Source organism: Sphingobacterium sp. LZ7M1 (assembly GCF_024296865.1).
Classification (GTDB): domain Bacteria; phylum Bacteroidota; class Bacteroidia; order Sphingobacteriales; family Sphingobacteriaceae; genus Sphingobacterium.
Genome location: NZ_CP101134.1, coordinates 1,254,440 through 1,265,990 on the forward strand (window position 1 = coordinate 1,254,440; position 11,551 = coordinate 1,265,990).

Annotated in this window: 8 protein-coding genes; all 8 read left to right on the top strand. The window is 39.8% G+C overall.

Annotation, left to right across the window (positions count from 1 at the left end; genetic code table 11):
* Window positions 1–71: 71 nt before the first annotated feature.
* The 8 genes from NMK93_RS05315 to NMK93_RS05350 all read left to right on the top strand — a co-directional run bounded on the left by NMK93_RS05315 (window position 72) and on the right by NMK93_RS05350 (window position 11,462).
* The gene (locus tag NMK93_RS05315) at window positions 72–4,430 is read left to right on the top strand and encodes a CusA/CzcA family heavy metal efflux RND transporter (RefSeq protein WP_094258246.1); all 4,359 of its coding nucleotides are present in this window, start codon (window positions 72–74) and stop codon (window positions 4,428–4,430) included.
* A gap of 8 nt (window positions 4,431–4,438) precedes the next feature.
* The gene (locus tag NMK93_RS05320; RefSeq protein ID WP_094258247.1) at window positions 4,439–5,698 is read left to right on the top strand and encodes an efflux RND transporter periplasmic adaptor subunit; all 1,260 of its coding nucleotides are present in this window, start codon (window positions 4,439–4,441) and stop codon (window positions 5,696–5,698) included.
* Window positions 5,699–5,709: 11 nt separating this feature from the next.
* Window positions 5,710–6,132: a Fur family transcriptional regulator gene (locus NMK93_RS05325; RefSeq protein WP_094258248.1), complete on the top strand. Its 423-nt coding sequence runs from the start codon at window positions 5,710–5,712 to the stop codon at window positions 6,130–6,132.
* On the top strand, window positions 6,099–6,899 hold the full coding sequence (locus tag NMK93_RS05330; RefSeq protein ID WP_237219449.1) for a transglutaminase family protein: 801 nt from the start codon (window positions 6,099–6,101) through the stop codon (window positions 6,897–6,899). Before NMK93_RS05325 ends, NMK93_RS05330 begins: the two co-directional genes overlap by 34 nt.
* Before the next feature lie 5 nt (window positions 6,900–6,904).
* Complete coding sequence (locus NMK93_RS05335) at window positions 6,905–8,938, top strand: heavy metal translocating P-type ATPase (protein WP_094258249.1); 2,034 nt, start codon at window positions 6,905–6,907, stop codon at window positions 8,936–8,938.
* Window positions 8,939–9,863: 925 nt separating this feature from the next.
* Entirely contained in the window at window positions 9,864–10,430 is a 567-nt protein-coding gene (locus NMK93_RS05340; protein WP_232046363.1) for a DUF3347 domain-containing protein, read from the top strand.
* A gap of 9 nt (window positions 10,431–10,439) precedes the next feature.
* Window positions 10,440–10,865 carry a hypothetical protein gene (locus tag NMK93_RS05345; protein ID WP_254528217.1) on the top strand — a complete coding sequence of 142 codons (426 nt, stop codon included), beginning with the start codon at window positions 10,440–10,442 and terminating at the stop codon, window positions 10,863–10,865.
* A gap of 24 nt (window positions 10,866–10,889) precedes the next feature.
* Window positions 10,890–11,462, top strand: coding sequence for a DUF3347 domain-containing protein (locus NMK93_RS05350; RefSeq protein ID WP_227694340.1), 573 nt, complete (start codon window positions 10,890–10,892; stop codon window positions 11,460–11,462).
* Window positions 11,463–11,551 lie beyond the last annotated feature (89 nt).

The window sequence follows — 11,551 nt, forward strand, 5'->3', positions numbered from 1 at the left end:
TATTTATATTCCCTAAAAACATAATCATTATGATTTTATCATTATTTATCCATCATTAATCATCACAAAAAGTGTTAAATAACATTATAAAATTCTCTATAAAGAATAAGTTCATTATAGGATTAATGACCTTATTACTCATCATTTGGGGGGTATGGAGTGCCACGAAAATCCCCATTGATGCCCAACCTGACATTACAAACAATCAGGTTCAGATTATTACCCTGTCACCAACATTAGCAGGACAGGAGGTGGAGCAACTGGTTACATTTCCTGTAGAGCAAAGTATCGTCAATCTTCCCAAAGTAGAAGAAATAAGAAGTGTTTCGAGGTTTGGACTATCTGTTGTAACCGTAGTGTTTCAAGACAATGTCGATATTTATTTTGCAAGACAGTTGGTAAGCCAACAGCTGAAAGAAGCACAAGACCAGATACCTGATGGAGTTGGAACGCCTGAACTTGCTCCTGTCAGTACAGGTCTTGGCGAAGTGTACCAATACATTCTCCATCCCAAACAAGGAAGCGAAGATAAATATTCTGCAATGGATTTACGGACAATGCAGGATTGGATTGTCGCCAGACAACTTTACGGTACTCCGGGAATTGCAGAAGTTAATAGTTTCGGCGGTCTGCTCAAACAATACGAGGTATCCGTTGACCCTAACCGCATCAAAGCGATGGACGTCAGTATCTCCGATATTTTTACTGCACTCGAAAACAACAACCAAAATACCGGAGGCGCTTATATTGATAAGAAACCCAATGCATACTTCATTCGGGGAATTGGTTTAGTCACTTCACTGGAAGATGTAGGTAATATTGTTGTTAAAAATACGGAAAGTGTTCCGGTATTCATCAAAGATGTAGCAAAAGTACAATTTGGTCACGCTACCCGATACGGAGCAATGACCTATAACGGCGAAGTAGATGCTGTGGGAGGTATTGTAATGATGCTCAAGGGAGAAAACACTGCTACGGTCGTAAAAAACATCAAAGAAAAAATACCGGTTATCCAACAATCTCTACCCGATGATGTGGTCATAGAACCTTATTTGGATAGAATGAACCTGGTAGATAGAGCGATAAGTACTGTCGAAAAAAACCTAATTGAAGGTGCATTAATCGTAATATTTGTATTGATTATCTTCTTAGGGAATTTCAGGGCAGGTTTAATCGTCGCATCAGCTATACCGTTATCAATGCTTTTTGCATTGGGAATGATGAGGTTATTTGGCGTAAGTGCCAACCTGATGAGTTTGGGAGCTATTGATTTCGGATTGATAGTGGACGGTTCGCTGATCGTTGTTGAAGCCACAATGCACCATTTGGGCTTACGGAAATCCACTCAAAAACTTACGCAGGCAGAAATGGACGAGGAGGTGTATGAATCTGCAAGAAAAATCCGTACGAGTGCAGCATTTGGAGAAATCATTATCCTCATTGTTTATATTCCTATCCTTACTTTGGTCGGCATAGAAGGAAAAATGTTTACGCCAATGGCGCAGACCGTAAGTTTCGCCATTTTGGGAGCTTTGATTTTGTCCTTTACCTATATCCCGATGATGAGTGCCTTGTGTCTGTCTAAAAAACCGATTACCAAAAGGAATTTTTCAGACAAAATGATGGACTATCTTCAAGGGGTTTATAAGCCTTTGTTAGAAAAAGCCATTCGGATAAAATATGTGATTATTGCGGTTGCCGTCGGACTTTTTACCATTAGTATATTCCTTTTTTCACGGATGGGCGGAGAGTTCCTGCCAACATTGGGCGAGGGCGATTTTGCTTTCCATTGTATTTTGCCGCAAGGAACATCCTTAAGCCAAAGTCTGGAAACCTCTATGCAGGCATCTAAGATAATCAAGGAGTTTGACGAAGTAAAAATGGTTGTAGGAAAAACGGGGGCTGCCGAAGTACCGACAGACCCGATGCCGCCCGAAGCGACCGACCTGATGATTATTCTTAAACCACAGGACGAATGGAAAACAAAGAAATCGTATGACGAACTTTCCAATGAAATGATGGAGAAACTCGAAGTTATTCCCGGTGTATTCTTTGAAGCCAACCAGCCGATACAGATGAGGTTTAATGAACTGATGACGGGTATCAGGCAAGATGTAGCTGTGAAAATATTCGGAGAGAACCTCGACAGTTTGTTGATTTATGCCAATAAAGCCAATGCCATTATTCAAACGGTAGAGGGTGCAACCGCTCCGCAGGTAGAACGGATAGCAGGTCTTCCACAGATTAATATCGAATACGACCGTACCCGAATAGCCAACTATGGCTTGAATGTACAGGAGATAAACGATATTGTCAGTACTGCGTTTGCAGGTAAATCAGCAGGCGTGGTTTATGAAAATGAGCGTAGATTTGATTTGGTGGTACGGCTTGATGAAGAACACCGCAGTTCTATTGAGGATGTGAGCAATCTGTTTATTCCACTTCCAAACGGAGAGCAGGTTCCACTTTCGCAGGTTGCCAACATTGACTATAAATTAGGTCCTGCACAAATCAGCCGTGAAGGAGGAAAACGAAGGATATATGTCGGATTTAATGTACAAGGGCGGGATGTAGCAAGTGTTGTAGAAGAAATTCAGGATAAGTTGGCTGAACAGGTTAAGCTACCGACAGGATATTATTTTACCTATGGCGGTCAGTTTGAGAACCTCCAAAAAGCTACTGACAGATTACTGATTGCAGTACCTATCGCCCTGCTTTTGATTTTTATCTTATTGTACTTCACGTTTCATTCGTTCAAGGAAGCCGTTTTGGTCTATACAGCTATCCCGATGAGTGCCATTGGAGGTGTGTTTGCCCTATTGTTGAGGGATATGCCATTCAGCATATCAGCAGGTGTAGGGTTTATCGCTTTGTTTGGTGTTGCTGTTCTGAACGGGATTGTACTGATTTCCACATTCAACAGATTGGAAAAAGAGGGTTGGAACGAGATTATCCCGAGAATTATCGAGGGGGCTAAAACAAGACTAAGACCCGTATTAATGACAGCGTCGGTAGCAAGTTTAGGTTTCTTACCGATGGCATTGAGTACAAGTGCGGGTGCAGAAGTACAAAAACCGTTGGCAACGGTCGTTATCGGCGGATTGATGTCAGCAACGGCATTGACGTTATTCGTACTGCCTTTACTATACCTCGTATTTATGAGAAATCATAAGCCTACAAAAAATAATAAAATGAAAGCCATAACACCTATATTGTTACTGTTTACGTTCTTAGGCTTTTCTCAAACCAGTAATGCACAAAATCCTGTAAACGTAGATAGAGCTATCGAAATAGCTATGGAAAATAACCCTCAGCTCCGTTCCAAAAAATTGGAGATTCAATCTACCCAAAGTTTGAGTAAGACAGCATATGAGCTACCGAAAACCGATTTAAATTTCCAATATGGGAATACAGATGGATTTGAGTACAATGACGGTTTCCAAATTTCGCAGACTATACCCTTTCCAACACTTTTTGGGGTAAAGAAAAACCTTGTCAAAGAGCAAGTCAAAGGGCAAGAATGGTCAAAGGCTCTGACAGAAAATGAGCTAAGAAAGCAGGTAAGAACATATTATTATCAGTTAGCGTATCTGGAACATAATGCTTCGGTATTGAAGTATTTGGATAGTATTTATGCAGACTTTATCCGTGTGGCGGAGCTGCGTTATAAAACAGGAGATATAGGGCGGATAGAAGTCAGTACGGCTGTTACCAAAAAGGGGGAAATCAATATATTGCTCCAGCAAAATGAGGTCTTCAGGCAAAATGCCTATCAGAATCTTAAAAACCTGATGCAGACAAAGGAAGATTTTGCCATTGAACCCAAATCAGACTATGAACCATTACTTTTGACTTCTTTCATAGACAGTTCAGCTATTGAAAACCACCCAAGCATCCAGCTATTGTATCAGGAGGCTAAAATCGCTGAACAGAACAAGAAGTTGGAACGGGCAAACAGCCTGCCTGATTTTACGTTCGGTTATAATAATATATCGCTGATAGGAATGCACAGTAGAAACGGCGTGGAACAATTTTACGGCAGAGGACAGCGGTTCAGTTTTGTTGATGTAGGCATAACCATTCCACTCTTTACTACGACCAGAGCGAAAATCCGTTCCCTTGATTATCAAAAACAATCATTGGAACTGAATGCCCAATGGCAACAACAGCAGCTAAAAACGGAGTTGGCAAATGCCCTGAAACAATATGAACAGAATGTTTCACAGTTTACCTATTTCAAGGAGCAGGCACTTCCGAATGCTGATGAAATCATCAATGCGGCAAAGTTAGGGTACAGTACCGGAGATATTTCTTATGTGGAGTACCTCTTTGCCTTGCAGACAACAACCGATATTCAGCTTAATTATCTAAAGAGCATACAGCAAATCAATGAGGCTGTAACGCTTATTCATTCATTAATCAGCAAATAATACAAAATATGAAACGTATCATCAATAATATAGTTTTCAGCGTTTTTGTCCTCGTAGCAATCTTTGCTTTGAACGCCTGTACAAATAAACATACGGAGGACGACGGACATAATCACGGTAGCGAAGCAGCAGCAACAACGGACGAACACGAAGAAGAAAACGTTGCGGTACTGACCGATGAACAGATAAAAGCTGTAGGTATCGAAATCGGGATGATTGAACAGAAACAATTGTCCGCAACATTGAAAGCCAACGGTGGATTGAGAGTACCCAACAGCAACAAGGCAAATGCAACTTCAATGTTTGGCGGCGTTATCAAATCCCTCAATGTGGAGATAGGCGATTTCGTAAAAAAAGGTCAGGTCATCGCCACTATTTCCAATCCGGAATTCATACAATTACAGGAAGAATACCTAAGCATCAATAGCAGGATAGAATTTGCAGAGCAGGAAGTTGCAAGACAAAGAGAGCTGAACGAGGGAAATGCAGGTGCAAAGAAAAACCTGCAAAGTGCCACATCTGAATTGAACACGTTGAGAACACGAAAAGCATCGTTACAACAACAAATCCAAATGATGGGCATTAATCCGGCTTCCCTGTCAAATTCCAGCCTTAAATCCTCGTTGGTCGTTACAAGTCCGATAGGCGGTACGGTAAGTAACGTTTTTGCCAAAATCGGAAGCTATGTAGATGTGTCTTCGCCTATTGCCGAAATAATAGAGAACACAGCATTGCACTTGGACTTACAGGTTTATGAAAAAGATATTCCCCTAATCAAAATAGGTCAGAAAATAGATTTTGTCGTAACCAACAACCCCAATAAGACCCATTCTGCCGAAGTTTATAGTATAGGTTCATCTTTTAGCGGAGAGAGCAAAACCATTGCCGTTCACAGCAGAATTACCGGAGATAAAACAGGATTGATTGACGGAATGAGCATAACCGGAAATGTAAGTTTAGATGATGTATTAAGTACGGCTGTACCCAACGAAGCGGTTGTCAATGCAGACGGGAAATATTACATCTTTTTGGTCAAGGAGCAGGAAGAAGAACCGCACGACCATAAAGAAGATGAGGCTCACGACCACGGTTCGGAAAATGGAACTCAATTTACAAGAATGGAGGTCGTTAAAGGTGCTTCTCAATTGGGTTACACGGCGATAACGCCTGTAAATGAAATTCCACACGGTACACATATCGTGATAAAAGGTGCGTTTTTTGTGAATGCAAAAATGAATGATACCGGAGAACACGGTCACGCTCACTAAAATGGTATATAATGAAAAAAAGCATTGAACAAAAGCTGTTGTCAAAGAACACCAATCCGACCAGTATGCGGATATTGGTATATGATTTCTTGGAGCAACAGCAGACAGCGATGTCCTTATCTGAAATCGAAAGTCATTTCTATAAAGCAGACAGGGTTACGATTTACAGGACTTTGAAAACTTTCGAGGAAAAAGGCATTGTACACAGTATTCAGGAGAACACTACCGTTAAGTATATTTTGTGTCACGATGGGTGTGATGAAGAAACACACAAAGATTGGCACTTACATTTCTATTGTAAAATCTGTAAACAGACAACCTGTAAGGAGGATTTTATAATACCGCAGAATGGAAACCAAAATTACCGTATTGACGAAATAAAACTATTTGGTAAAGGTATTTGCGAGAACTGTTTAAAGGAGAGTTTGCAATAGCATTGCAGGCTCTTCCTGTGTATCTTTGTCATAAATATAAATGTGTTATGGATAACTATCTTAAAGAAACAAAAATCCTTGACTACTCAAACGTTTCTATACAAGAGCTATTGGAACAAAGAGGGTGGAAAGATTTGGGCAATGTTTCAAGAGTTAAAGCCATTTACAATTTTGTCAGGGATGAAATAAAATTTGGCTACAATGTTTCGGACGATATACCTGCATCAGAAATATTGCAGGATGGCTATGGACAGTGCAATACCAAAGCGACTTTGCTAATGACGTTATTAAGAGCAACGGGAATACCTAACCGCATTCACGGTTTTACCATTGACAAAGCCTTGCAAAAAGGAGCTATTACGGGTATTTGGTACAAACTTTCGCCTCAAAACATCTTACATAGCTGGGTAGAAGTATGGGTAAATGAACAGTGGTATTTTTTAGAAGGTGTGATTTTGGATAAACCCTATCTCACCAAATTGCAGGAGCAGAACAGCGATTGCAAAACCACATTTTGTGGTTTCGGGGTTTATACCGATAATTTTGAGAACCCACCGATTGAATGGAACCTCAACAATACGTTTATTCAGGATAAGGGCATCAATCAGGACTTTGGCGTTTTTGATACACCCGATGAATTTTATTCTAAGCATCAGCAAAAGCTAAATGCGTTAAAGCGATTTGTTTTTCAGTATATCGTGAGGTATATAATGAATAATAACGTAGAAATAATAAGAAATAAAAGTGTAACGAACCTAAAAAATTAAAGGCTATGACAAATACAGACAAAAATCATAAGCATACGTATGATGCACAAGGCAAAATGACTTGTTGCACGCTGGAAGAAAAAATTTACACCGAAGCAGGTGCAAAAGAGCTGGTAAATGAAAAGCATCAACACGACCACGGCGATGATGAAGGACACGACCACAGTCATAGTGAGAGTAGTCCAATTAAAATGTTTTTGCCGAGTATAATATCATTGGTATTGTTGCTTGCTGCCATAGCATTTGATCATTGGCTTCCACAGCAATGGTTTACGGGTTGGGTAAGGATTATTTGGTATGTGGTTGCGTATGCTCCCGTTGGGTTTCCTGTATTGACAGATGCCGTGAAAAGCATCAGAAAAGGGGAAATCTTTTCAGAGTTCTTTTTAATGGGCATTGCCACCATCGGGGCATTTGCCATTGGCGAATATCCCGAGGGCGTTGCCGTGATGTTGTTTTATGCTGTTGGAGAAGTTTTTCAGACAATGGCGGTTTCCAGAGCCAAAGCAAATATCAAATCATTGCTCGACCAAAGACCTGATGAGGTAACGGTTTTAAGAAACGACCAACCCCTAACTGTAAAGGCGGAAACCGTGAATATCGGCGAAATAATACAATTGAAACCGGGAGAAAAATTAGGTTTGGACGGAGAATTATTGTCTGAAACGGCATCGTTCAACACCTCAGCACTCACAGGCGAAAGCAAACCCGACACCAAAGCCAAAGGCGAAACGGTTTTGGCAGGTATGATAAACCTTAATACCGTTGCACAAGTGCAGGTCACAACCGCATATATGGATAGTAAGTTGAGTAAAATTTTGGAATTGGTACAAAATGCTACTTCACAAAAAGCACCAACGGAATTATTTATCCGCAAGTTTGCGAAAATATATACCCCTATAGTGGTACTGTTAGCGGTCGCTATCTGTGTGCTGCCTTACTTTTTCGTAGCTGATTATGAGTTTAGGGATTGGTTGTACAGGGCTTTGGTATTCTTAGTTATTTCTTGTCCTTGTGCCTTAGTAATCAGTATTCCATTGGGTTATTTCGGTGGCATTGGAGCAGCGAGCAAAAACGGAATACTGTTCAAAGGAAGTAACTTTTTAGATAGCCTTTCCAATATCCAAAATGTGGTAATGGATAAAACGGGTACAATGACAGAGGGTGTTTTCAAGGTTCAAGAAGTGGTATTTGACAAAGCGTTCAATCAAGATGAAATTTTGCAATTGGTCAATGTATTGGAAAGCCACAGTACGCACCCCGTAGCGACAGCTATTCACGAATACGTGGGGGAACTGGATAATACAATCCGCTTAGAAAATACAGAGGAAATTGCTGGACACGGGCTGAAATCAACCGTAAATGGTAAAGACTTGTTGGTTGGAAATTTCAAGCTGATGAACAAGTTTGGAATACAATACGACTTAGATCCGAACAGCATCGTTTATACGACCATTGCCGTTGCTTACGATAACAAATTTGTCGGTTACATTACGATTGCCGACAGTATCAAAGAAGATGCAGAGAAAACCATCCGTTTATTGCATAAACTCAATGTGAAAGCAACTATGCTTAGCGGAGATAAAAGTACAGTGGTAAAGTATGTAGCGGAGCAGTTGGGGATAGATAATGCTTTTGGGGATTTATTGCCCGAAGATAAAGTAAACAGGGTTAAAGAAATTAAAGCCAAAGGCGAAAGCGTTGCTTTCGTCGGCGACGGCGTGAACGATGCTCCCGTTGTGGCGTTGAGCGACGTAGGTATCGCAATGGGCGGTTTGGGAAGCGATGCCACTATTGAAACGGCAGATGTGGTCATACAAGACGATAAGCCGAGCAAAATCCCAATGGCAATCAATATTGGAAAAAAGACAAAGAAAATCGTTTGGCAAAATATCACATTGGCATTTGTGGTAAAAGGAATTGTATTGGTGCTTGGTGCAGGTGGATTGGCTACAATGTGGGAAGCCGTTTTTGCTGATGTGGGCGTGGCGTTATTGGCTATTCTTAATGCGGTACGAATACAGCGGATGAAATTTTAAAGGACGTCAATTTATAAGTATTGAAAAGAAAACAGAAAATACGCAAAAAGAAATATATAAAGGTATTCAACCGAAGCGACTTAATGTCTTTGGACATCAGTGACGACAACCTTGTTGATGTAAGAACCATTTAAGTAGGTTGAAGTATGCTTCTGAAAACCCCGTAACCGGGCGTATGGGTGTATTCAATATGGGACGAAATATCAGTGTTAAATTAATAATGAATTTCTGATTCGATATTATTGAGTGAAAGATTTAAAAGAACGCTAGCAGGAAATGTAACTGACACTATAATGCTCATGGAATAAAAATAAATGGCGGATAAGAGAAACTTATCTGCCATTTATTTCAAAAAAAACGAACCGGTTTGAAAAATACCATTATCTTTGCAATAGTTTTTTTGTTTTTTACATGTTAAAAAGGATAAACATATTAATGATTATATGCTTATTGGGCTTTTTTATAATCCCAATGCAATCCTATGCGTGTAAATCGCATTCCAAAGAAATTGTTATCAAGGAGAAGTCATGTTGCAGTGCCAACAAGCAGCATCATTCAGAAGATCAATGTGAGAAAGACTGCTGTAAGTCTAAGGATGACACGAGCAATGAATGCTCTGGAAATTGTGGACCTACGTCCTGCCACAGCTCTTCTAATAGTTTTTCTGCAACACCCCCATTTTTTAGGAACGCTCAAAATCCTGTTTTTTCTAAAAGTAAAAAATCATACCCTTTATACAAAGAACCCTTTTATTCTACAGGGGAATCTTCCATTTGGCAACCGCCTAAAATAAGTTAAATTAGTACTGTATAGCCATAGGTGTGCGAAATCGGTTGATTTTGCACCTATCCGCAATACATGTTTTATTAAAAGCCAGATCTGGCTTTTGATTATTTACCATTTTTAATACTTAATAAGGTTCCAAATGAAATCAATATCAAAAATATTGATGGTAATCACCGTATTACTATCCGCAGCAAACAGCTTTGCGCAAAACCAGAACGAGCAACATCACAACCATGGTGGAACAGCTCAAGCAAAGAATATTCCATCACAAAATTTATCACAATTACATGCCGTATTTGACAAGTATTTTTCCATAAAAGATGCTTTGGTAAACGCAGATGTAAATATAGCATCTTCAAATGCTACTGAATTAGCCACAGTTATTAAAACAGTGGATATGGGTGAACTTTCTCCCAAAGAGCATACCGTATGGATGAAGGTCATGAAGGAACTGTCTTTAAACACAGAAAACATCTCGAAATCGAAAGACGTCGTAAAGCAACGGAGGGCATTTGCCCTACTTTCTAAGAATGTCTATGAATTGGCAAACGCATCAAAGCAAAAAACAACTATGTACTACCAAAACTGCCCGATGTACAACGATGGCAAAGGTGCAACTTGGTTAAGTAAAAGTACGGATATCAAAAACCCGTATTACGGTTCAAAAATGCTGACCTGCGGTAGTACTATTGAAAAATTAAATTAGTCAGCCATTATGAGATGTCTATTGATTGGGATCGTTACTTCTATTGTAGTCATATTTAGTTCATGCAACAATAACCCTACACTAAAGGTGCAAGACAATACATATACTTCAAAAAGCTCAAATACAAATACCCGTGGCCACAATGCCTTTGAAATGGGCGATGTAGTTCCGTCGGAAGAGGTATGCATGGTCAACAATGAATACATGGGCAAAAAACAATTTGAGGTAAATTTTGAAGGAAAAATATATTACGGATGTTGCCAGATGTGTAAAGAACGTATTCCAAAAGATCCTTCTACACGCGTTGCCATAGATCCATTTTCCAAAAAGCAGATAGATAAAGCGACTGCTATAATAGCAATTACCGGCAACAACGGGGAAGTATCATATTTTGAAAATAATACTACATATACAAATTACATAAATCAATTTTAATTATTAAAAACAGAAATCATGACAATGAAACATTTATTTGTAGGCTTACTAGCCTCATCCGTATTGACCTTGGCAGCATGCAATGGCGCTTCTGAAAAAAAATCAGAAAGCGACGTCCATACTGAAACAACGGTATCCAACGAAAGCAACGCTGCAAGCGACCAGGGAACTTTTTCGGAACTTTTTTCCCATTACCAGCACCTGACTTTTGCTTTGTCTTCCGATAATGATAAAGAAGCCGCAAATGCAGCTAAAGGCATGCTGGAAGCACTCCCCAAGATTAATACCGAGGGCTTTAGTGCAGAACAGAAAAGCACCTTCGATGACATCGCTGCTGATATTCAGGAACATTCGGAGCACATAGGTGATAACATAGGCAATATCGCTCATCAAAGAGAACATTTAGTGATCTTGAGCAAGGATTTTTATGATATAACAAAAGAATTCGGCACCGAAAAGCCCATGTACAAGATTTTTTGCTCGATGTACGATGACAACAAAGGAGCATATTGGTTAAGCGATAGCAAAGAGGTCAAAAACCCTTACTATGGTGAAGATATGCTAACATGTGGTGAAGTTCAGGAAGAACTGAAGTAAAAACGCTGATTAAGATTTGAAATTCAAATATCAGGTACCGGTCGATTTCTGTAGCCTGGTATCTGATATTAAAATGTAAACAATGTATA

What these genes read in the sequence shown, in the direction of transcription:
- NMK93_RS05320 (WP_094258247.1), top strand. Translation starts at nt 4,439, where the DNA reads ATGAAACGTATCATCAATAATATAGTTTTCAGCGTTTTTGTCCTCGTA.
- NMK93_RS05325 (WP_094258248.1), top strand. Translation starts at nt 5,710, where the DNA reads ATGAAAAAAAGCATTGAACAAAAGCTGTTGTCAAAGAACACCAATCCG.
- NMK93_RS05335 (WP_094258249.1), top strand. Translation starts at nt 6,905, where the DNA reads ATGACAAATACAGACAAAAATCATAAGCATACGTATGATGCACAAGGC.
- NMK93_RS05340 (WP_232046363.1), top strand. Translation starts at nt 9,864, where the DNA reads ATGAAATCAATATCAAAAATATTGATGGTAATCACCGTATTACTATCC.
- NMK93_RS05345 (WP_254528217.1), top strand. Translation starts at nt 10,440, where the DNA reads ATGAGATGTCTATTGATTGGGATCGTTACTTCTATTGTAGTCATATTT.
- NMK93_RS05350 (WP_227694340.1), top strand. Translation starts at nt 10,890, where the DNA reads ATGAAACATTTATTTGTAGGCTTACTAGCCTCATCCGTATTGACCTTG.